Annotated in this window: 12 protein-coding genes; 4 read left to right on the top strand and 8 right to left on the bottom strand. The window is 33.6% G+C overall.

Features of this window, described 5'->3' with window-relative positions; all coding sequences use genetic code 11:
* Positions 1 to 185: 185 nt before the first annotated feature.
* From IHE43_RS13150 to IHE43_RS13140, 3 genes are read right to left on the bottom strand one after another with little or no spacing between them, the layout of a single operon-like run.
* Entirely contained in the window at positions 186 to 2,366 is a 2,181-nt protein-coding gene (locus tag IHE43_RS13150; protein WP_192184301.1) for a hypothetical protein, read from the bottom strand.
* Positions 2,363 to 3,100, bottom strand: a complete 738-nt coding sequence (locus IHE43_RS13145) for a hypothetical protein (protein ID WP_192184300.1) — start codon at positions 3,098 to 3,100, stop codon at positions 2,363 to 2,365. Before IHE43_RS13145 ends, IHE43_RS13150 begins: the two co-directional genes overlap by 4 nt.
* 4 nt (positions 3,101 to 3,104) lie before the next feature.
* Complete coding sequence (locus tag IHE43_RS13140) at positions 3,105 to 3,530, bottom strand: T9SS type A sorting domain-containing protein (RefSeq protein WP_192184299.1); 426 nt, start codon at positions 3,528 to 3,530, stop codon at positions 3,105 to 3,107.
* Positions 3,531 to 4,462: 932 nt separating this feature from the next.
* Between IHE43_RS13140 and IHE43_RS13135 the strand changes: the two genes are divergently transcribed.
* Genes IHE43_RS13135 through IHE43_RS13125 form a run of 3 tightly spaced genes read left to right on the top strand, consistent with a single transcriptional unit; the run spans position 4,463 to position 14,669 of the window.
* Positions 4,463 to 9,814, top strand: a complete 5,352-nt coding sequence (locus tag IHE43_RS13135) for a polyketide synthase (protein WP_192184298.1) — start codon at positions 4,463 to 4,465, stop codon at positions 9,812 to 9,814.
* A 60-nt stretch (positions 9,815 to 9,874) separates the two neighbouring features.
* Positions 9,875 to 13,894: a non-ribosomal peptide synthetase gene (locus IHE43_RS13130; protein WP_192184297.1), complete on the top strand. Its 4,020-nt coding sequence runs from the start codon at positions 9,875 to 9,877 to the stop codon at positions 13,892 to 13,894.
* A complete protein-coding gene (locus IHE43_RS13125; RefSeq protein WP_192184296.1) occupies positions 13,881 to 14,669 on the top strand; it encodes a 4'-phosphopantetheinyl transferase superfamily protein in 789 nt (262 codons plus the stop codon). The genes IHE43_RS13130 and IHE43_RS13125 overlap by 14 nt, the downstream gene beginning before the upstream one ends.
* A 193-nt stretch (positions 14,670 to 14,862) precedes the next feature.
* On the opposite strand, the gene IHE43_RS13120 is transcribed toward IHE43_RS13125, so the two are convergent.
* The 5 genes from IHE43_RS13120 to IHE43_RS13100 all read right to left on the bottom strand — a co-directional run bounded on the left by IHE43_RS13120 (position 14,863) and on the right by IHE43_RS13100 (position 22,119).
* Positions 14,863 to 15,321 (bottom strand): RNA methyltransferase, encoded by a 459-nt coding sequence (locus IHE43_RS13120; RefSeq protein WP_192188224.1) that lies wholly within the window; start codon positions 15,319 to 15,321, stop codon positions 14,863 to 14,865.
* A 126-nt stretch (positions 15,322 to 15,447) separates the two neighbouring features.
* Positions 15,448 to 16,743, bottom strand: coding sequence for a glycosyl hydrolase family 8 (locus tag IHE43_RS13115; RefSeq protein WP_192184295.1), 1,296 nt, complete (start codon positions 16,741 to 16,743; stop codon positions 15,448 to 15,450).
* Between the two features lie 11 nt (positions 16,744 to 16,754).
* Entirely contained in the window at positions 16,755 to 18,305 is a 1,551-nt protein-coding gene (locus IHE43_RS13110; RefSeq protein WP_192184294.1) for a glycoside hydrolase 43 family protein, read from the bottom strand.
* Positions 18,306 to 18,334: 29 nt separating this feature from the next.
* Positions 18,335 to 19,297 carry a glycoside hydrolase family 43 protein gene (locus IHE43_RS13105; protein ID WP_192184293.1) on the bottom strand — a complete coding sequence of 321 codons (963 nt, stop codon included), beginning with the start codon at positions 19,295 to 19,297 and terminating at the stop codon, positions 18,335 to 18,337.
* A 647-nt stretch (positions 19,298 to 19,944) separates the two neighbouring features.
* Entirely contained in the window at positions 19,945 to 22,119 is a 2,175-nt protein-coding gene (locus IHE43_RS13100; RefSeq protein WP_225585107.1) for a thioredoxin domain-containing protein, read from the bottom strand.
* Positions 22,120 to 22,316: 197 nt separating this feature from the next.
* On the opposite strand from IHE43_RS13100, the gene IHE43_RS13095 reads away from it, so the two are divergent.
* Entirely contained in the window at positions 22,317 to 23,828 is a 1,512-nt protein-coding gene (locus IHE43_RS13095) for an MFS transporter (RefSeq protein ID WP_370526661.1), read from the top strand.
* Positions 23,829 to 24,212: the final 384 nt, after the last annotated feature.

The raw sequence follows: 24,212 nt of genomic DNA, 5'->3' as shown, positions 1-24,212 counted from the left end.
AAAGTAATCAAAGTTTTTTCGAAATCATCAGTTTTTTTTTATCAATAATTATCCGAATATAGAAGAAACCAGATAAACGTCTAAAGACTATATACTTCTATATAGGCATTTAAAATAAAAAAAACTGATGATACTAAATAAGTAGATCAGTGATGATAGAGTGGATATATTTAAAATTACAATGTTTATCGCGTTACTAACAGCTGAGGATAAGGATTAGATGCTGTATTTATAATTACCGTTATTGTACCTTCTTTTACATTTACTAACAACTTGCTAAGTGTGGGGCTTGATACAAAATTACTATTCATAAATACTCCAGAATATTTGCTGTTCCAATCTCCATCTATTACTAAAGAAGCTACAGTACCCGATACAGTAGAGTTTACTATATAAGCATTTACAGGATTGTATATAACAGATGAAAATAAAGTTGTTCCATCTGAAAAATTACATCCTTCAATATATGAATTGATTGATTTAATAGTTGAAACTGTAGTACTATTACTGTAAAAATTAGAATTATATAAAGAGATATCTCCACTACTTATAACTTGCTTTCCTGTAAAGCCGGTAAAATCGCAATTGGCAGCTATTGGATAATTATTTCCACCTAAGCTAAGGGCGGTTTGTCCTCCACTAAATTTACAATCTACCCAGGCATTTAAATTGTCTGCCCTTGTTGCTAACATAGAAACCGCTGTATTACAATTTATAAACTGACTTCTGTAAAACATTGTTTTATCAACAAAGCTGGAATGATCAGAATCTCCGTTTACAAGAGGGTCCTGAAAAAATCCTTTATTACAATTTACAAAAGAAATATTATCAAAGAAATTATTATCAAAGCCCATCATTTTCTCTAACTGAAAGCCATAATTTTGATCTCTAAACACTACATATTTTAACCATACAAAACTCATGTGTTGTGTACCAAAGTTTTGTGATGAATAAACACCTGTATTACCGCCTTGCAGTGTTAAATGTGCCAATACAAAATTGTCATCCTGACCACCCGTAAGCGTTATTAAAGGAAAATCATCTTTCAAACCTACTATGGAGGTTTTTCCTGTACCTTTCCCCATAATTCCATGTGCTCTGTCAAGAGGAACTTTTAAAGTAGAACTAATATAAAAGACACCTTCTGGAAGTTCTGCAACTCCATTTGTATTTATTAAGTTCTGAATATAAGTTGTACTATCTGGTTTACCTACTCTGTCAGATCTCCAATTTGCACCTGTTGGATCCGGTAATGTCTCCCATGTTGGTCGGCTCCAGGGCGTATATTGATTTCCTAAAATAGAAGCGCTAAGATTTGAAACTATTGCTGTATTAGTTATAGCAGTGGTTTGTTCAACATTATTATATTTTAGAGAATTGGTATTATCTAAATTTCCCCAGAGATCATATCCGGTAACTGTTCCGCTTCCTCTTTTATATCCCCCTAAAGCAGCTATCATTATCATGTTAGTTCTGGGTGATATTACATCAAATTCTGTAAAAAGTTTTTTATTAAGTATAGATACATTAGCAGCATCGATGTCATAAGCTCCAGTTCGAACCGCAGAATATGAGTTACCACCTCCTAAATCTGTCATTTTAACATTGCCCATGTTACTAGCCTTAAACATAGCCTTGGTTCCATCTCCAGTAAGATTCCAGCCTTCTGCATCAATACCAACAAAAGTAGCCGATACTAAATTATCTAGTTCGCTCGTATCTCCGTGAGGTGTTAGAAAATTAGTATGCAAATTCACGTTACCATAACTAGGAGTTGCGGTATTTCCTTTCATAGTCAAAACCGTCGTTAAGCCTCCTGATTGGTGTTTTATAAATTTATTATTTCTAAAATAACCAGACTGACTACAATCAATTAAAATATTACCACCATAATTTATAAAGGTATTATTTGTAAACGTTGCATTTGTCGCCTTTAAGGTTGCCCACTTTATGGATTTAAAAGTACAATTAGAAATTACTCCTCCTGCCTGAAGCGTTATCGTTTTATCTTGAGGGAGTAAGTTTTCTAAAACCACTCCTGTACTTCCTGCTGTTATGGTAATATTAGATACTTTGGTTAATGATGGATATCCATATAGTCTCTGATTACTTTTCATAACAATATCTACTCCTGAATAATCTCCTTTTTCTAATCGTACAGAACCATGCAAATCTAAAGCAGCCTGAAGACTCGCTTTTTGCGCAATTGGTAGCAAATAAGCCTCAAAATATTTAATTTCTTCTAATTGATTATTGACTCCTACTGGTATTTCTGGAGCTTTTACCGGAGCATCTTCAATAGCATAATGATAGTTTTGTGAAAAAACTATAGTTGAAAAGAGTAAAAAAAATATTAAATGTTTCATTGTCCAGATATAATATAGGAATTTGCGCCTGTTTTTCTAAGAAAACCAAACCTTACGTTTCCAGCAACACTGGTAAATTTTGCACTACCATTTGCATTGTAGTTAATTGATACACCCGAAGGGGCTTGTATTGTCAGCACAGCACCGTTATGAGCTTCTAAATTAATAGTTTCACCCACTAGCATACTACTAAAATCAACGGTTAATGTTAATGTGGCCGATGCTGTACATTCTATTGTATTATTTACATCTGTAACAGCAATGTTTCTTGAAGAGGTAAACGAAATGACTGTAGCTTTAGTGATTGGAACAGTTATGCCTCCTATTAATCTGTCAGCTGTTTTTGCATGTAAAGCATAAGGCACACTCAAAAGCTGTGTAACTCCCGTAATGTTGTAATTAGCCCCACCATTTACATCAACTTGCGTTTCTATAAAATAAGGACCTTTATCCCAGGCTATCTGACTAAAATTACCTATCGAAGCCGTTCCAGTTCCAATTTCAAGAGAAACTAAACCATTGTTATTTGTAGTAGGAGAATGAGTTTCCAGATATACACTTGTTCCGTTAACAGTACCTTGATGTATAATAACTTTAAGGCTAATTCTCGAATTCATGATCAGATTATTATCTTGTGAGCGAATAATTGCCTGATAACTCATTTTTTCTGGTGATTGAGCAAATGCCGTAAACGTAAAGGTCACAAATAAAAGTATCGTAAGTACAATTTTCATTATCTTATTTTTTTAATATTTTAAAAGATTTATAAAGTTTGTTATCCACATATACCGTAAGTATATAAAGGGATGAACTAAAATTATTTAAGCTAACCTGGGTTTCAGTTTGAGTAATTATATTTTGTTTCAAAAGCCTGCCTTGTAAGTCATAAAGACGATAGGATCGATTTGCACTTTCCAGCTCATCTCCTTTCATACTTAGATTAACAAAATCTGCCGTTGGATTTGGGAAAACGAATATTTCTGTTGTAGGTTTTTCAATTTCTGGTGTACCCAGATTTTCATCTTTTTCCTGGTGTTGTATACCCTGTTCTACATTATAAACTGTCTGTAATCCAATATAAGTATAGAATACCTGACCAATTGAATATGTTACTGAACCAGAACTTCCTGTTGCATTGCTACCAGATGTAATTATGGTTTCCATAATATCTTGTGTATTTTGGCTATTCCCTTTAAAAGGAAAAAACAACAGCATAATTATGAGCAGATTAATAATTTTTAAATTTAGATACTTCAAAGTTTTATAGGCTTATTATTTTAATGCAAAAATATTTATTTACAAAATAAAATCGATATAACTAATTTTATTTCCGATAAACGGCATTAAATGTAGTATTTTAATGACTATTTACCTACATTGAAAAAATACTTTATGCAGTTCCTGCCTCTTTCCTAAAAAAAATTAATGAGCCAAAGCAGACTTATATAACAACGATTATCTATTCATGAAATTATATTTGTTACTACTTTTTTTTAATTATTAGCATGCCTGTTTTCTTTAAAATCTGTACAATTTTATTAAATATTAGCCTTCTATAAAGCATATAAGTAGCTAAATACGAATGACTTAACAGAAATAAAAATTAAATATTTTATTTCTGTTGGAATAAACATTGTCCTGTTAAAGGGTAAATTGGTCTCAGCAAGGAATTATTGCCTTTTAAAACAAAAACCAGAAAGATAAATAGGTAGGATATTTACATATAAAAATCTTGCAATTGCAAAAAAGGAAAATTGGCAAACAAAATTGATTTCGTAACTAACTTATCAGCTTTAGTGAAATTTGCCACATCTAATTTAAAATATGTCATTCATCGATAATAATAGCTTTATACAGAGAATACAGGTATTAGTAAAAAAAATACTTTTTTTTTATAAATCACTGATTTACAGTCATATATTATTTAGTTTGTTTCAAAATTATTAGATAAAAAAGAATATAATTCTCATATCTATTTATTAGGTAAACAAACAATACAATAAAAAAAACACTCAATTCTAAGTAATAAATTATAAATATCATGACATTAAACTCATCATATTATTTTGCTCAACTTTAATTTTAATAGCATTAAAATGAAAAGACCTAACAAAAATAATTTAGACAACAAGATAAGTTGGACTAAAATGACGTATCCCACAAGTACGCTCCATGACCTTTTTGCAGAGCAAGCTGCAATTTTCCCTAATTCAATAGCTCTTGAATTTGAATATGAAAAACTTACTTATGAAGAATTGTCAAAAAAGACAAATCAAATGGCTAATTATTTTCTGTCTCAAGGTTTATCTTCTGACCAAATAGTTGCTATTTCTATGGAGCGAAGTCCTAAATTAATTATTGCTCTTTTTGCCATTTTACAATGCGGTGCATCATATTTACCATTAGATCCAAAATTTCCAATTGCACGTTTAGAGTTTATGCTCGAAGATTCTGAGGCAAGTTTTTTGCTAACCACAAAATCACTTGTAGCTTCATTGCCAATTTATTCAAAAACAATATTGGTCGAAGACGCATTGTCTACACTTGACAAATATCCTATTTCACCTGTTTCAGTTACTGTTTCTCACGAAGCTGTTGCTTATATGATGTATACTTCCGGGTCTACCGGAAAGCCCAAAGGAGTTACTGTAACTCATAAAAATTTAGTAAACTTCTTAGTCAGTATGGCGATTGAGCCAGGTATAGATGTTGAGGACAAATTACTGTCAATTACGACAATTTCCTTTGATATTGCAGGTCTCGAATTATTTCTACCATTAATTAAGGGTGCTACGGTAGTTTTTGCTGATTACGAGACTACTCGTGATGGACAGCTTTTACTTCAGCTTTTGCAAAAAAAAGAAATTACTATACTGCAGGCTACACCAACTACCTGGCAATTGCTGCTTGATTCTGGTTGGGAAACCCCGCTGAGGTTAAAAGCCCTTTGTGGCGGTGAAGCTATGCCTTTAAATCTGGCACGTCAGCTAACTGCAAGATGTGATTCCCTTTGGAATATGTATGGCCCAACAGAAACTACAATATGGTCAGCTATAAAACAAATTCATGCCGAAGATGAATTAATTACAATTGGAAAACCTATTGCAAACACACAAATTTACTTATTAGATGAGCAAGGGCAAGCCGTTGCTCCCGGAACAATTGGAGAAATAGTTATTGGTGGAGATGGTGTTGCTCAAGGTTATTGGAAACGTCCAGAACTTACAGCTGAAAAATTTATTCCAGATTCATTTTCGACAGAACCGAATTCTATTCTTTATCGCACTGGAGACTTGGGAAAATTATTGCCAAATGGAGAATTTCAATGTTTGGGACGTATAGATCATCAAGTAAAAATTAGAGGTCATCGTATTGAATTAGGTGAAATTGAAACCGCCTTAAATAGTTTTCCGGGAATAAAACAGTCAGCAGTCATAGTGAGCAATTATTATGGAAATGAAGATAAACTTGTGGCTTATTTTAAATCTGGTGAACCACTACAAGATGAAAAAATAATTCATGAGGCACTTTCAAAAATTTTACCCGAAATATTATTACCATCAAAATATATTTGGGTAGAGGATTTTCCAATAACGCCAAATGGAAAAATTGATAAAAAGAATTTACCAATTCCTGAATATACCAGACCTGACTCTGCTCCTCTATTCAATAAACCCAATACACAATTAGAAAAAGATATTGCAAAGATCTGGAGTGAGGAATTAAAAATACCAAGCATAGGTATAGATGATGATTTTTTTGATATTGGGGGAAGTTCAGTATTGGCACAAAAAATTACTTCGGTATTGAGACAACGTTTATCGATCGAAATACCTGTTTCAAAAGTCTATATCTTCCCTACAATTAGAGAGCTTTCTACATTTTTAGGAGAGGATAAGAATGAAGAAAAAAATAAGGGAGATTTGTTTGCATTTAAAGAGACTAAAAACAAAAACGTTTCTGCAGATATTGCCGTAATTGGTATGGCTGCAAGATTCCCTGGTTCTGACTCAATGGAGGAATTATGGGAGAACTTAAAAAATGGAAAAGAAACAATATCTTATTTTACAAAAGACGAATTAGATATTAGTTTACCTGAAAGTCTTCGTAAAGACCCTCTTTATATAGGTGCACGAGGAATTTTGCCTTCTGCCAAAACATTTGATGCCAATTTCTTTGGATTAAACCCACAACTTGCGGCCGCTATGGATCCGCAAATAAGAGTGTTTTTAGAAATTTCATTTGAAGCATTAGAGCAATCAGGACATCTCCCTAAACATTACAAAGGAAGTATTGGAGTATATTCCGGCAGTGAAATTAATACTTACTACGAAAACAATATATTTTTAAACAAAGAGCTAAAAAGTTCAATAGGCGAACTTCAGATCTATACTGTAAATGGAAAAGATTTTATTGCACCCCGAACTTCGTATCATTTAAATTTAAAAGGCCCTTCTGTTAGTGTACATTCAGCCTGCTCTACTTCGTTATTAGCAGTTGCTGAGGCGGTAAAAGCAATAAGAACCGGAATGTGTGACATCGCTCTCGCGGGAGGTTCAAGCGTAACTTCACCCATCAATAGCGGTCACCTTTATGATGATGGATTTATTAAAAGCCCAGATGGTTCTACCAGATCTTTTGACGCTTCTGGAAAAGGCACCGTTTTTAGTGATGGTGCCGGAGTCGTTTTACTTAAAAGATTGGACGAAGCTGAAAAAGACGGAGATATTATTTACGGAGTAATTAAAGGCGTTGGTGTAAATAACGACGGAGGAGACAAAGGCAGTTTTATGGCGCCTAGCCCTAAAGGTCAGGCTGGAGCAATAATAAATGCATTTAATGACGCTCAAATATCGCCTTCAACCATTACTTATATGGAAGCACATGGTACTGCGACTCCCATTGGTGATCCAATAGAAATAGAAGGACTTAAAATTGCTTATGGCAAACAAGAAAAAAATGGTTATTGTGCTTTGGGATCCATAAAAAGTAATATGGGGCATACCACTGCAGCCGCAGGCGCCGCAGGTCTAATAAAAACATTATTAGCAATGCGTCACAAGCAAATACCTCCAATGGTTAATTTCAATAAACCAAATCCAAATATAGAATTAGATAATAGCCCTTTTTACATCAATAACAAATTGATTGACTGGAAAGCAGATGGCAAAAGAAGAGCCGGTGTAAGCTCATTTGGTATAGGAAGCACCAATGTACATGTTATTGTCGAAGAATATGAGATGAAACCTTTACCACCTTCAACTACACGACCACTTCAAATACTCATGTGGTCTGCTAAAAGTCAAAACAGTTTGTTGAGTTATGAAAATGAATTGGGCAACTTTATTGACAAATCAAAAAACAAAGATTTAGCAGATATAGCTTATTCATTGAACGTAACTCGGGAAGACTTTAACCACAGAAGCTTTTTAATAGCTAATACTGCAAGTGATGCTGCTGAAAAATTAATTTCTCTCAAAACAAAAAGTATTAAATCTGCACTACTAAAAAGTGTACCTGGCGAAATGGGATTCTTATTCCCTGGACAAGGAGCACAGTTTTTGCAAATGGGTAAAACATTTTACGATAACGAAGAAGTATATCGCAATGCGATAGATAAATGCGCTGAACTATTGATGGAAGATTTAAATTTAGATATTCGTCATATAATCTATCCTGAAATTAACTCAGGTGAAGCAGAAGAACTTTTGAAAGATACTCGCTTAACGCAACCTGCTTTATTCGTTACCGAATATGCATTGTCTCAATTATGGATGAGTTGGGGAATAAAACCAACTTTTCTTTGTGGTCATAGCATTGGTGAATTTGCTGCAGCCCATTTGGCCGGAATCATGAATTTAAAAGACGCATTGCACATCGTTGCTGTGAGAGGGAAATTAATAAGCGAACTGCCTGGCGGATCTATGCTGGCTGTGCGCGTACCTATTGAGAAATTAAACGAACTGCTTCCAGATACTCTTTCGGTTGCAGCAATAAATTCAAATCAGTTTTGTGTGGTTTCAGGCACAAAAGAAGATATTGCAAATTTTAATAATAAACTTGATTCACAAGATATTCCCAACAAAATACTCCTTACCAGCCATGCCTTTCACTCTTTTATGATGGATCCAATTTTAGAATCTTTTAAAAATGAAGTAGAAAAAATAAAATTAAACATCCCTCGCTTACCTATTATTTCAACAGTAACAGGAACCTGGCTTACAGATACAGAAGCCACAAGTCCGATGTATTGGGTCAGCCATTTAAAAAATACGGTAAGATTTGCAGATGCAATGGATACCGCATTTGATTTAGATGATTATATATTATTAGAAGTTGGCCCGGGACAAACCCTAATTACTTTAGCGCGTCAACAAGCTAATGGTAAAGTAATACCAGCTTTTCCTAGTCTAACTTTTCCTAAGGATGAACAAGAAAATGAATATTCTACTTTGTTAAACGCTTTAGGCGACTTATGGATTAGAGGTATAAACCCTGACTGGCATGCTTTTTACGATCGACAACAAAGACAAAAAATCAAATTACCAAGTTATGTTTTTGATCGCAAGCCTTGTTGGATTGAACCTTTAAATACAATTGAAACAGCAGTAGTTCAAAAAACCATAGTTGCTGATATACCGGCAGTTTTGAATACAAATATAGCTTCAATAGAAACCAATAGTGCTACCAAAACAAACAATTCAAGAAAAGATTCAATACTTATTAAGATTTCAGAAATTATTAAAAACGCATCTGGAATAAGTTATGAATTTGATGCAGCATCAAATACTTTCTTAGAACTTGGACTTGATTCATTATCTCTTACCCAATTGTCAGGGAAATTGAAAAAAGAGTTTGACTTGCCAATTACTTTTAGACAACTCAACGAAGCTTTTTCAACACCATCTCTTTTAGCTGATTATATAGACCTTAACCTTCCTGAAGAGAATCTTAATGATCTTAAAAAAGAAATTCAAATAACTCCTAATGAAACCATTGAATCTAATATTTTAATAAATGAACCTCAGGTATCTTCCAATCACAATCAAATTTCATTAGAACAAATTGTTCAGCAAATTCAGCTTTTGAGCCAAAAGATAGATCAATTACAAAATCATCAAAATACTCCATTAAATGGAAAATCTTCTGTTGGAAGTCTGAAAACAGAACATTTAGATGCCGTTACTTTTAATCCTGAAAAGCGCATTGAAACAAATGAAACCCTGCAACCAGAAAAGCCTTTTGATATTTTAAAGATTAATGATCAGCAATTTTTGGAGAATAAAATCGTAGATAAAAAGTATATCATAATGGCTAATGACCCTCCTCTAAAAGGCTACAAATTGGGACGCGATGAAAACGGAAATCCAGCGTGGTTTACTGAAGATTCTAATAAAAAAGGAGAATTCAAAAAGATGAAGCTATTAGAATGCGGTAACCATGATTAATAATTAATTATTTTAAATTGTCAATTTAAGAACTGTACAATTTCATTTAAAAATAGAATTATGATAGTAATGAGAAACAAACCTCAACCCCAAAATCAAAATCAAACTGAAAATGAAATTCAATTTTATCCGTTTTTACCTGAAATTGAAAGAGTAATCTATTCAACAAATTCACAACAGGAAATATGGTCAGATTGTATTTTTGGAAGCAGTGATGCAAATAAGGCATATAACTTATCTGTTTCGATTAATTTTAAGGGTAATTTAGTTATAGATACGTTTGAACAAGCACTAAAAACTTTAGTACAACGTCATGAAGGACTGAGAGCTTCGTTTAGTCCAGACGGGCACTTTATGTGTATTTATACTGAAGGTGATATCAAAATTTCTTATAATAATTTTTCTAACCTGGCAGCTACTGAAAAAGAAAAATCTATAGATAGTTTAGTTAAGGAAGAAGTTAATGCTCTGTTTGACCTTGTCAACGGTCCTCTGTTCAGGGTTAGCTTAGTTAAAATCGATGATTTTGAATACTTAGCCACTTTGACAATTCATCATATTATAGGTGACGGACTCAGTATTGACATAATATTAGAAGAACTTGGCACAATTTATTCAGCGTATGTTGAAAATGCAGTACCAGAACTTCCAGCTCCGGAACGTTTCAGTGAATTTGCCGAAAAAATAAATTCTTTTATGGAAAGTACTGAATATCAAGATTTAGAATGTTTTTGGCTAAATATCTATAAAGAATCAGTTCCAACAATTGAATTGCCACTAGATTACGTAAGGCCTGTATTGCGAACATATAATAGTGATCGCCTGGATTTTCCTTTAGATGATAAAATTATAACCTCACTAAAAAATATAGGAATAAATGCCGGTTGTAGTTTGGTAACTACAATACTAGCAGCATTTGAAGTCTTTTTATGTAAACTTACCGGTCAATATGATTTGGTAGTTGGATTTCCTTCATCAGGAAATACATTGTACGATATGAGACAACTGATAGGAGATTGTGTTAACTTACTTCCTCTACGCAGTAAAATTAGTCCTGAAATTAGTTTTTTAGACTATGTTAAGCAAAGAAATTCTCAGTTGTTTGATGCATATGAACATCAGCAAGTTAGTTTTGGTCATCTTCTTAAGAGTTTTGCAATTGCCAGAGACCCTTCAAGAATTCCTTTAGTTCCGGTTATACTAACAGTTGATTTAAATCGGACTATCGAAAATGAATTTTCATTTACGGGTCTTTCTCACAAATTAAACATGAATCCGAGAGAATACGGAACCTTCGAAATTCAACTTCATATTTTTAAATCTAAAAATGGACCTATATTTCAATGGTCCTATAATACTACACTATTCAAGCCGGAAACAATAAATCAAATGATGGTTTCATTTGAAGAAATAATGGATAAACTAATATCTGGTTCAGACAATCCATTATCAGATTTACTAGGAGGTAACTATTTGGCAGATTACGACATTTTAAATAGTACTGAAATGCCATATCCAAATGTGACTTTGACAGAGTTACTTAGAAAACAAGCAGAAATTACACCTCAAAATATAGCTTTAGAATTTCACGATTCAAACACTACTTACGTCGGGTTACATGAAAAAGTGAACCAATTAGCACATTATTTAAAAGCACAAGGAGTACAATCTGGTGATTTTATTGCTGTTTCTTTTTCACGAAGCCCGGAACTGCTTTACACTTTATTAGCCATTTTGCAATGTGGTGCAGCCTACATACCATTAGATCCCGAATATCCAAAAGAACGTTTAGATTTTATGCTTAATGATTCTGATGCAAAAATGCTAATAACCAGTAAAACTTTATTTGCATCCTTACCATCATGGTCACATACTATTTTTATAGAAGATGCAATCGATTTATTAAACCAATATTCTACCTTACCGCTTGCTTTTACCGTTAGTTCAGAGAATGTTGCTTATATATTGTATACATCCGGATCAACTGGCAATCCAAAAGGAGTTCCTATCACCCATAAAAATTTGGTTAACTTTCTTTTGAGTATGGCTTTAGAACCTGGAATTAACGAAAATGACAGGGTATTATCTATAACGACGATCTCCTTTGATATTGCTGGTTTAGAATTGTATTTACCACTTATTAAAGGCGCAACATTAATAATAGCAGACCATGAAACAGCTAGAGATGGAAGACTTTTACTTGAGTTAATAAAAAAGGAAAATATTAATTTTCTGCAAGCGACTCCTACAACATGGTCAATGCTTTTAGACTCCGGTTGGTCTGAATCATTACCACTTAAAGCTTTATGTGGTGGCGAAGCTATGCCCGAAGATCTTGCCAAAGAACTTGTAAGTAAGTGTAATACGCTGTGGAATGTCTATGGTCCAACAGAAACCACCATTTGGTCATCCATAAAACAAATAAATTCTGATGATACAGTAATAACTATTGGGAAACCTATTGCAAATACACAATTTTACATCATTGATGAGCAAGGACAACTTGCCGCACCAGGAAAGATTGGTGAAATTGTAATTGGTGGCGACGGTGTTGCAAAAGGCTACTGGAAGAGACCAGAACTTACATCTGAAAAATTTATTAAAAATAGATTTTCTGCAAATAAAAAAGATATAATTTATCGTACAGGTGATTTAGGAAAAATACTTCCAAACAACGAAATAGAATGTTTAGGACGGGTTGATCAACAAGTTAAAATTAGAGGACATCGTATCGAACCAGGTGAAGTAGAGCAAGCACTACTATTACTTGATGGTATAAAATATGCCGTTGTACTAGCTGATGAAAATTTTCTTATAGCTCATATTGTACCTCATTCCAGCGTAGAAAGTAATGAAAATCAAATACCTATATGGCGCGAAGCTTTGGCTTCAAAATTACCGCCACAATTAATTCCACATAACTTTAATTTATTAGAGAAAATGCCAACAACGCTTAACGGCAAGATAGACCGTAAAGCATTATCAAATTATAAAGTAAATAAAAAAGTTAAATATACTGCTCCCCGAACGGAAGAAGAAAATATAGTTGCGACTATTTGGAAAGAAAGCTTAAATATACAAAATATAGATATTTTTAGTGATTTCTTCGAGATGGGCGGGCATTCAATCAAGGGAGTAAAAGTTATGATTGAAATAGAGAAACATACTGGTAAACGAATTCCGTTGTCTGCTTTATTTAAATATTCAACAGTAGAAAAATTTGCTAAGCTATTAAACACGGGAACCGAAATTTATGCGGAGTGCTTAGTTCCAATAAAACCTGATGGAAACAAAGTACCGCTTTTTATCGTGCACGGAGCAGGGCTTAATGTTTTAAACTTTATTAATTTAAGTAAACACTTTGATGAGGATCAACCTATTTATGGTATTCAAGGCACAAAACCAAAAGGCTTTGACGGATGGTATGAATCAATTGAAGCTATGGCAGCACATTACATAAATGCCATCGTAAAAGTAAACCCAAAGGGACCTTACGCCTTAGCAGGTTTTTCTTTTGGTGGTATTGTTGTCTTCGAAATGACACGTCAATTAAAAAAACAAGGGAAAAAAGTAACCTTGACCGCACTACTTGACTCTTATGTTGATTCTTCTTATTATTATGGAAGTTATAGACGAAAACAATTAGTCAGATACTTTGATATTACGCACAGAAGATTAGATTTTTTAAAAGAAATGTTATTGAGCTGGAAGGCTTTTAAAATGCGCATTAATGGAAAAAAAGATTATATACTAAAAAGACATTTTGGGAAGAACGACACGATGAGTGAACAAGAAGCTTTGGCCCTTGAACAATTCATAGAAGCTGATAGTTTGGTTAAAAAAATTGTTGACCGCTATCACCTTAAACCACAAAACTTTGAAGTAGATTTATTTCGATCAAAAGATGATATTAACTATAAATTGGACCCTACGCATTTAGGATGGAAAAAAGCAGCATTAGAGGGTGTGGCAATTCATAATATCCCCGGTAATCATTTAGATATTGTGTCGCCACCAAATGATAGAGTATTAGCACGACTAATTCAGGATATTTTAGATAAAAAACATGAAGACATCTAGACTCTATATTTCTTTTTCAAATATCAAGAGCGTTCAGCTATTCTCCGGTAAGGAATACTCTTTAAATACTAATGATATAATCATTTACAATATTTATTTGCCTGACTTTATTGATTTAAAATCTGATTTGTATAAGTTTCTTAATTCTATAGAAATAAAAAAAGCACAGCGCTTTTACAAAGAAATAGACAGAAACCGATTCATTATATACAGGTCGATTTTAAAACTTGTTTTAGGAGCGTATACTAAATTAGCTGTAAAAAATATTTACCTTGATTATGATTTTAATAAAAAACCATATTTAGCTTCTCATCCTTGGCTACATTTCAATATTTCACATTCTGAAAACTTTGCAACAATTGCAATTTCACGTAAAAAGGTAGGAATAGATATTGAATACCTATCTGAAGATTTTAAATTCACAAACCTTCTTCCTGATATTTTTGATGAAAACGAAAGGTTAACGATTCAAAATGCTGCTGACAAAAAAAAAACTTTTTACAGTTTATGGACGCGCAAAGAATCTTTTGTAAAAGCATTAGGAAAAGGAATTGATGAAGATTTTAAATATATTCCATGTTTAGATGGACTCCATAGCGTAGACTTCACTCTAATAAAAAATACTCTAAACTGGCAGGTGTATAGTTTTGACCTTTCGGATTACTATTTGGGTGCAATAACTTTTGAAGGTTTGTCATCATTATCTAATAATCTGGAAATGTATGACATACCAAATACTATGACCGATTTATTGAAGATGATTCCAATTAAATAATTAATTTGCTAACTTTAATTGAGACAATGATACAAATACATACTTTCTAACTTACTCCGTTTTTTTGTATTATATCCAGGGAACTGAATATTGTTTAAGAATGGAAAGCATTGAGCACCTAAACAAGATTTTTTTTGAAATTCACTCCGAAATCATCAGACATCGGAGATCAATAATAAATAAGAATTTTGTTTTAAGAACGTGGTTTAGATAAGTTTCTGTCATACATAATAATAGTTCCTGCCACGGCCACATTTAAGCTTTTTACAGATTTAAATTTTACTAAATGATGGCATTTATCCATTACTTTTTTGGATAAGCCATGATCTTCTGCGCCCAGTAAATAAACACAACGTCTTGGATGCTGAAAGGTTTCTAAATCGGAAGCTTTTTCATCTAATTCAACGCCGACCAATCGTGCTCCTTTAGGTAAGTTTTCAAAAAAAGCTTCAAAAGTATCATAATGAAAATAAGGAATTGCTTTTACTGCATCATGAGTATCAGAGGCTTGTTTGGCATATCGATTACCTATGGTAAATATAAAAGTAGCACCCAGGTTTTGAGCTGATCGCCACAAAACACCCAAGTTTTCTGGTGTCTTACCATTTTGTATTCCTATCCCAAAATATTCATTTATAAAATTATCATTCATAAGGGCAAAAATACAAACTGTAAGTACATAAGTCAATTTTTTATTGTGATGAAGCGAAGATCCAGTATGATGAATAAAAGTCTGCTTATATTGTGTAATCTGGATTTGATTATTGCCTTAATTAATTTAGTCAACTGACGGATTTATAATTTGATAATTCCCGCTTAGATGCATTAAACTAAAAAGATACATTAAGCCATCATAATACGGATCAAAATAACCGTCAGCATACGGTTCAAGCTTCGCCTTCCAAATCGCGTGAACAAAGTCCATACTTGCTTTATCTGGATTGACTAATGATGCAGTAGCTGAAGTTGCTACTAATCCTATGGAGTGTCTGAGTTTTTTGACCGGACCGGCCTGCAGAATAAATTCTGGTTTAGAGCCATCCAGATTAAACTGATCATCATAGGTATCTAATCCTTTTGATCTAAGAAAATTTTGGAATTTTCCGGCATACTCTTCCTGCCACTTTTTATCTTTTCCATACCAGGTATAATCCATTGCGATGTTCATAGGAACACGCCACGAATCGTAACGAAATCCAGGAGGCATCCACGGTGTAGGATGTGGTTCTCCTGTAAATTCGGTGTAATCGGAATTTAAACCCGTTACAGGATGACAAGCTTTATGCAGAAAATTACGGGAAACATCCGCACATTCTTTATAAAATTGTTCGTGACCATCTTTGGCATATAAAGCCCATATTTCATAAAACGCCGGAACATGATAAGAAGGGTCTGTCCAGTTATATCCTCCCCCTTCCGGTACGAAAGATATTTGCTTATGCTCCGTATTTATAATATTATGAATATTCCCGGTGCCATCTTTTTTCCACATGGCATCCAATATTCTTCTGGCTTCTTTGTAATAATCTATTCCTGTATCATTCCCCCATTTATTAGAAGCAAAAAGCAAGCTCGTGATATAGTACAATTCTCCATCTGAAGCAGAACCTGCCGAATTTTGTTTTTTAGTTTCAGGATTTACACTCCATGCAAAATAACCTTCTCTTGGTCCATCCTGATGTTGCATATATTTAACAGACCACCTCCAGATACGGTCAAAAACCTCTTTTTTATTGAGTTGAACAGCGACCATCATTCCATACGACATCCCTTCGGTACGGGCATCTTTATTTTTGACATCCGAAACATATCCCAAAGAATCACCTTCTTCAAAATACACTTTGTTGGGTCCTTCAAAAATATCATAATAGGCTTTAGCTAATTTCTTATCTATATCTATTTGACTGTAACCTGCTTCTTTAAAAAGATTGCGATATTGAGGTGTTTTCGATTCTGATTTTTCTTTCTTTTTACTTTGACTAACGGCCAAAATGGGTAAAATCAACCCGAGAAACAATATCAAAACCCTAATTCTAATCAGCGATTCGTTTGTAATTTTTTTATCTGTTATCATAATTTATCTTTTTAATATTTAATTCTAAACCAATCAAAATCTACATATCCACCAGTGTTTTTTGTCGCGTAATTGAACAAGCCAAAACGATAGCCCATAAAATGCGGAAGGGTATACTTCATTTTTAAAGTTTCGCCTATCCGATTCCAAACTTTTCCATCTAAACTGTAGAAGAAATTAGCTTCATCTTTTTTATTGGTAAAATCACAATCAATTTTAAAATAAATCTGGTTTTGATGTAAAGAAATCTGCTGTATTTCAACAACTTTATCTTTATCAGCACTTACCATTACTATTGATTTTTTGTCCTCTTCAACTTTCACCCCTACCAATCCGTATTCTTTTTGCAAGGCTGATAATCCGGCAAAATCACCTTCTTTCATTTTAGAAATATCCAACGAAACAGAAGCTGAGCTTGTTGGACCAATTGTGCGTTGTGTAAGTGTGTTTCTTGCTAAGAGAAAATCAGTATCAATTCTTCCGGTCTTAAAACGAAGGAATCCTTTTCTTTCTTTTAAAGACCAAAGTGTATTATCCGGATTATGGTTCCACTGCCATACTAATGGCAATGTTTCCTGGTCGTTCTTGCGATTGAATTCATCAGAAGCAACCAAATTCGGAATCAAACCTGTACTGGATGGCAGATTTAATGTTTCCGGAACTTTCCCATTTTTACCTAATATGGGCCAACCGTCTCCCCACTTTACAGGAACCAGATACGAAATTCTGCCAACTGCTCCAAAATCGCGAAAAAGATAAGAGAACCAGCGACCGTCAGGAGTATCTATAAGTCCACCCTGAGCAACACCCAAATCCTGCAAACCAACTTTTCCTTCCCATGGCCCATTAATAGTATCTGCTCTATGAATGATTACAGTACGCATTCCGCCCTGCGGCCAGCAAATATTAAAAAGGTAATATTTCCCTTTTATTTTAAACAATTGAGAACCTTCAGCACCTAACATGATGTTATTTCCGGCAGGTTCACTGGCGTTTTCTATGATAACTTTTTCAGGAACACCTTGTTTAATTCCGGTTAAATCCTCATTTAGTTCTACCAATTTGATTTTGCCTCCTCCGTAGATTAAATAGGCCTTGCCATCATCATCAAAAAACAAGGAATGGTCGTGATAATCCGGCTTAAAAGAAACTCTTTGCCAATTTCCTTTTTCTATATCTTTCGTTTTAAAAATATAGGTTTCACCCGTAGTTTGTGCAAAAGTGGTCACATAATACATCCCGTTATGAAAACGCAGACTACTGGCCCAGGAACCTCTGCCATACGTACTTTTTCCTTCTGTTAAATTTAATTCCGGCATATCTGCCAATGTATTATAGGCATAGTTGATGATTTTCCAATTGACAAGATCTGTAGATTTCATAATAGGTAAACCCGGACTCATGTGCATCGTAGTACTGCTCATATAATATTTTTTACCCACCCTGATTATAGATAAATCAGGCACATCAGCAAAAATTAATGGATTTTGGGCTTGCGCCAAAGCAACAGTCTGAACAAGCAAAACAAAAAAGACAAAAATGAACTTAATTCTTTTTTTCATGGGACAAAGATTAAATTGAGAAAAGACCTTTACTTGATTTTGCTGACACCTTCAGTAGTTTGTATTATTTTTTGAATGGTTCCATCCTCATTATAATACATATAATCTACACAAACAGAACGTCTGTAACTTCCGCCTGTGGGCAAACTTCCGTTGTGATAAAAAAAGTATGATTTGCCTTTGTAATCAATAATTCCTGGATGAGTTGTAAAACTGTTAGGCACATTCTCCTGAATAATTCCCTGATACGTCCATGGACCTTCTGGATTTTTAGCAGTGCAATATTCTATCATTTCAGGTTTTGTTCCTGCACTGGCATATACTAGATAATAAATTCCTTTTCGTTTATATACCCACGGGCCTTCGATATAATTTTTAGGTTTGAAAGTAGTAATGGGGCTATCCAGTTCAATCATGTTCTTTTTCAGTTTTACCCATTTACAGCTTCCGTTGCCCCAAAACATATACGCTTGTCCATCATCATCAACAAATACAGTAGGGTCTATATCGTCCCAGGCATACGTCATGTCGGTAGTCATTTCGTTAATGATTAGCGCTTTACCAATTGCATCCTTAAAAGGACCAGTCGGACTGTCAGAAACTGCTACCCCTATTGCTGCACCTCCGCCGCTAACATCGTCTTTTTTGTGAAATGTCGAAACAAACCAGTAAAACTTTCCTTTTCTCTCAATACATTGTGCCGCATAAGCATCACCTGTTGCCCATGAAAATGTACTTGGTGAGAGTGGTGCTCCATGATCTTTCCATGTTGCCATATCTGTTGTGGAATACACACGCCAATCGGCCATTTTGTAGTTGGTATCCTGCTCGGTTGCCACATCATGTCCTGTATATAAGTACAAAGTACCTTTATGCACAATAGGTGCCGGATCAGCAGTAAAAATATTTTTGATAATAGGGTTCTGTGCTGTAGTTTTAAGTATTGACAGACAACAGAATACTATCAATAAAATTTTAGTTTGGTTTTTCATCTTACTATTTTTTTGGTTTGGTTTTATAGTTATTTTGTAGTTCTAATTATTAATTGTAATTCTCAATTTCGTATAATGATTCTTAGGAAGTCATAAATCATATAATTCTAACGTAATGAAAAAGCCGAAAGTGATTAAGCTTCCGGCTTTTAATTTAAAAACTAATACTTACACTTAGTTACAAACCAATTTTGTAGAATAACACTTATAACCAACATTAATTTTTAAATCTAAACTCAAAGTCTTTATTGTTTAATGTACTAGCAATTACATTTCTAAATTTCAATAAATTAGGTATTTATAACAAATGTAAACAAAAACAATCAACACACAACCGGTTGCTTTAATATTTTATTTAATAATTGATAATAAAAGGTATTATAAAAAACATTGTGATCGTTTAAAATGCTAAAAAAGAAAAATATATTTATTATTCAGATTATTTTTAAAGAAAATTTTGACATTTTAATGTACTTAACTCAAATTTTCTAAATAACCTGTAAAAGTTTAAAAATTAACTAACCAAGCATAAATATCTGTAAATCAATACCACTTACTTGTAAAACTTTGAATACAAAATGCATTTAAACAACTGGTTGTGTATAATATAAAAATCAAAAAATAGCTATATAAGTACAGATTATACTTTATAAACTATTTTTTATTTTATTCACAGCTACATCCACCTCTTTTTCCGGCATTTTACAAGCTTTGTTCACGCAGACATAAATATAAGTTTGATCATCTGCATAGCGATTTTCTAAAATAGGCAGCTTACTTTCTTTAGTAGCTCCTGCAATTAAAATATTAGGCAAATAATAGCTTTGAAGCTGACTGGTTTTAGTCATAGCGGCTTTTCCGGAAATGGCAACCTCAAAATAATTGTCGGTATAATTCAGCATTAAATTCAGCCAATTGTAATATTCCGTTGGTGACTGTAAGGCATTTTCTTTCACATTATTCAACATCTGTTGTGCAGTTTTCGAATAAACATCATTTGAATAATAATGTCCTAATAAAAATAAATTTTGAGCAAGAACCGAATTGGAACCAGGAATTACATTGTCTGCAATTTCCATTTTTCTGGTAATTAAACCTGTTGCAGTATTAGAGGTAAAATAAAACAGATTCGTTTTTTTATCCCAAAAATGAGTCATGGTATAATCTGTTAACTGTTTCGCCTTTTTGAGCCATTTTTCATCAAGTGTAATCTGATACACCGCAATAAACGCATCTGTAACAGTAGCGTAATCTTCTGAAAAACCAACGATACTACTCTTTCCTTCTTTATAACTGTGATATAAACTTCCGTCTTTTTGAAGCTGATTCTTAACAATAAAGTTAGCGTTCTTTAAAGCGATTTCTTTATAATGTGGATTCTTAAATGCGCGATAAGCACTAACATAGCCCTTTATCATTAAAGCGTTCCATGAAGTCAGGGTTTTATCATCTAAATGAGGCCGTGGTCTTTTGTTTCTTGCCGTTAAAAGTATTTGTTTCCAATTCTTTACTTTCAAATCTACTTCTGATAATGTCAATTTATTTTGGAGTGCAAACTCTTTATCTGATTGGTTTCTAAATAAAACATAGTTTCCGTTTTCCCATAAACCATTTTCATTAATATTAAAATACTTCTGAAAAAGAGGAAAATCAGATTGTAAAAGGGCTTGCAATTCTTCTTTCTTCCAGACATAATACGCTCCTTCTTCCAGTTTTTTTGCTTTGTTTTTACTGTCGGCATCCAAAGACGAATAAAAAGCACCATCGGAAGCCATAAGTTCTTTTTCTACAAAATTCAGAGTTTCAATCACTGTCTTTTTATATAATTCATTTTTAGTGGCCAAATACGCATCAGAATACAAGCTCACTAATTGTGCATTGTCATAGAGCATTTTTTCAAAATGTGGAACATGCCATTTTGCATCTGTAGAATATCTGGAAAAACCTCCACCAATCGGATCGTAAATTCCACCATTGGCCATTTTTGTGAGTGTTGTTTCTGCATACTTCTGAAGCGATTTGTCATTATTCTGAATGCTGTAACGAAGCAGAAAACCCAATGAGTTTGGCATTGGAAATTTAGTATCACCAATTAAGCCGCCTTCCTTATAATCTAACTGCTCTTGCCATAATTTTACGGCTCCAGAAAGTTCTGATTTTTTAAAATTAGCCTGACTATTATTAAACTCAATTAATTGTGATTTCTGAATTCCAGCTACTAATTTATCTGCATATTCACTCGCTTTTTTGGGATTGTTTTTATACAAACCAGAAAGTTCCGTTAGGGCTTTTGTCCATTCCTCTTTGGTAAAATAAGTGCCTCCAAAAATAGGACGTCCATCAGGAAGTGCAATACAGTTTAAGGGCCAGCCGCCTTTGCCAGTCATTAATTGCACGGCATTCATATATATTTGATCAATATCCGGACGCTCTTCCCTATCTACTTTTATACTGATAAAGTTATCGTTCATTAATTTAGCTACAGCTTCATTTTCAAAACTTTCTTCTTCCATAACATGGCACCAATGACAGGCAGAATAGCCTACAGAAATAATAATAAGTTTATTTTCTGCTTTTGCCTGGTCCAGCGTTTCCTGATTCCACGCTTTCCATTTAACAGGATTGTGCGCATGCTGCAAAAGATACGGGCTTGTCTCATTAATTAAATCGTTGGTATATTTGTGATGCTCCTCAGTATGCTGGTTTTTATTACAACCAATAAAAAAACAAGAAACGATTAATAAAAGATAGAGAATACGCATATAAATAAAATGAAAAAAATGTGAGTAATGGTGTTGATTTTCAGTTGTTTTTTTAATCATAAGCTAAAATAGCAATTTAAATTTAATAGATTTGCCATAACTAAAGAATGCTTCAAATGTGCTAGTAAAGGCTTCAAAATTGACAATCTTATTTCAACTTTCAAGCTATTTTTACGTTTAACATTTTATTAAAATGAAATGAAAACGAAACGTTATTTTTATAATTAATATCGCTCTAAAAAATTTCAATCAACACGATGGGGATAAGCAGAAAAAAAGCAACCAGTACATTGATGGGCAATACTTCTCAAAAGCTTTCTGTACTGGAAAAAATTGGTTACGGTTTAGGAGATTTCGCGGCGAATTTGATTTTTCAGACCCTGTTGACTTTTTTGGCTTTCTTTTATACAGATGTTTATAAAATTCCTGCCGGAACAGCAAGTATTATCATTTTTATTGGAGGTTTTATCGGTGCTTTTTTTAATATCATTATGGGGGTTATTGCTGACCGTACCCAAACCCGCTGGGGAAAATTCAGGCCCTGGATATTATGGACAGCTTTACCTTTTGGAATTGGTGCTGTTCTCTCTTTCTTAACCCCGGATTTTGGAGAAAACGGAAAGATAATTTACACCTTGTTGACTTACTTTTTTCTGGTTATCATCTATTCAGCTAATAATTTACCCTATGTTGCTTTAAGTGGTGTTTTAACCGGCGACATGAAAGAAAGAAATAGTCTTTCCTCCTATCGTTTTGTAGCCGTGATGATTGCTCAATTTATAATTCAGTCCCTTTTATTGCCTTTGGTTTTAATTTTAGGACATGGTGATAAAGCAGTTGGCTTTAAAAATACGATGATTCTATTCGCTGTTACCGGAATAATTTGTTTACTAATCACTTTTTTTACTACCAAAGAACGAATTATACCTGCAAAAAATCAGAGATCTTCAATTAAACAAGATTTCACCGATTTGTCTAAAAATGGACCCTGGCTGGTTTTGTTACTGGTTACCATCTTGGTATTTATAACCTTATCTTTAAAAGGCGGAATGTATGTTTTCTATTTTAAATACTATTTAGATCCTGTAGCACAAACTGTATTTTTGAATGATATTGGTTTTACGGCATTTATTCATAATCTGAATAATTCATTAATAGCAATGGGTTTAGTCGATTTTCAATGGCCAAAAGATGCTCCCACTTCTGCATTTAGTCTTTTTAATGCCGGGGGAATTCTTTTTATGATTTTTGGCATTTTGTTTTCGAAATCACTCGCAGATTCTTTTGGAAAAAGAAATATTTACATCAGTTTTATTTTTTTATCAGCCATAAGCTTATTGCTTTTCAATTTCTACAGCAGAACCGCTATTACAATGGTTTTTCTAACTCAATTAGCACATGGATTTATATATGGAGTAACAATTCCTCTATTGTGGGCCATGATTGCTGATGTGGCCGATTATAGCGAATGGAAAAACAATCGAAGAGCGACTGCTACCGTTTTTTCGGCTATGATTTTCGGGTTAAAAATAGGGATCAGTATTGGCGGTGCCCTGGGTGCGGCTTTTTTATCTAAATATGGTTATGTAGCCGAAGAGGTCAATCAGGTACCGGCAGCAGTAGAAGGAATTAAATTGTGCGTAAGCATCTATCCTGGCTTTATATTCATTATAAGCGCCATTCTGTTGTGCTTTTATGTAATCGACAGAAATATGGAAATTGGGATTGAAAAAGACCTAAGGGAAAGAAGAGAAATTAGCCCTTTTTGATATATAGCTTTGCGTACCTTGCGATTAAATTTAACGCAAAGCATTTTTTTTCAGTATGTTTTTAATTAGCTTTATTAAGTTCGCAAAGCTTTGTGAATAAAACTTTGCGTACCTCCTTTGTGACCTTTTTGATAAAGCTATTTAAATGAATACCACAGAGATACACAAAGGTTTCGCAGAGATCCACAAAGGTTTTATTTAATCTCGCAAAGTCACAAAAGCGCAAATTTTAATTTTCTCCGTGCAGCTCTGCGTAAAATCTCTGTGTATCTCTGTGTTAAAAAAAAATTACCACAAAGCAGGTAAAAAATAATTAGTGAATATATTCTTAATGTTTTCCGATAACATTCAAAAAAAACAGCAATACAGTTCACAGGGGAACTA

Origin of the sequence: Flavobacterium sp. MDT1-60, from assembly GCF_014844035.1 — a bacterium.
Taxonomy (GTDB): domain Bacteria; phylum Bacteroidota; class Bacteroidia; order Flavobacteriales; family Flavobacteriaceae; genus Flavobacterium.
Note: the sequence above shows the minus strand (reverse complement) of the source record. Positions and strands in the feature narration are given on the sequence as shown.

Coding starts and splice junctions, on each gene's coding strand:
- IHE43_RS13095 (WP_370526661.1), top strand. CDS start 22,317: ATGGGGATAAGCAGAAAAAAAGCAACCAGTACATTGATGGGCAATACT.
- IHE43_RS13145 (WP_192184300.1), bottom strand. CDS start 3,100: ATGAAAATTGTACTTACGATACTTTTATTTGTGACCTTTACGTTTACG.
- IHE43_RS13115 (WP_192184295.1), bottom strand. CDS start 16,743: ATGATAACAGATAAAAAAATTACAAACGAATCGCTGATTAGAATTAGG.
- IHE43_RS13120 (WP_192188224.1), bottom strand. CDS start 15,321: ATGAATGATAATTTTATAAATGAATATTTTGGGATAGGAATACAAAAT.
- IHE43_RS13130 (WP_192184297.1), top strand. CDS start 9,875: ATGATAGTAATGAGAAACAAACCTCAACCCCAAAATCAAAATCAAACT.
- IHE43_RS13140 (WP_192184299.1), bottom strand. CDS start 3,530: ATGGAAACCATAATTACATCTGGTAGCAATGCAACAGGAAGTTCTGGT.
- IHE43_RS13110 (WP_192184294.1), bottom strand. CDS start 18,305: ATGAAAAAAAGAATTAAGTTCATTTTTGTCTTTTTTGTTTTGCTTGTT.
- IHE43_RS13105 (WP_192184293.1), bottom strand. CDS start 19,297: ATGAAAAACCAAACTAAAATTTTATTGATAGTATTCTGTTGTCTGTCA.
- IHE43_RS13125 (WP_192184296.1), top strand. CDS start 13,881: ATGAAGACATCTAGACTCTATATTTCTTTTTCAAATATCAAGAGCGTT.
- IHE43_RS13150 (WP_192184301.1), bottom strand. CDS start 2,366: ATGAAACATTTAATATTTTTTTTACTCTTTTCAACTATAGTTTTTTCA.
- IHE43_RS13100 (WP_225585107.1), bottom strand. CDS start 22,119: ATGATTAAAAAAACAACTGAAAATCAACACCATTACTCACATTTTTTT.
- IHE43_RS13135 (WP_192184298.1), top strand. CDS start 4,463: ATGAAAAGACCTAACAAAAATAATTTAGACAACAAGATAAGTTGGACT.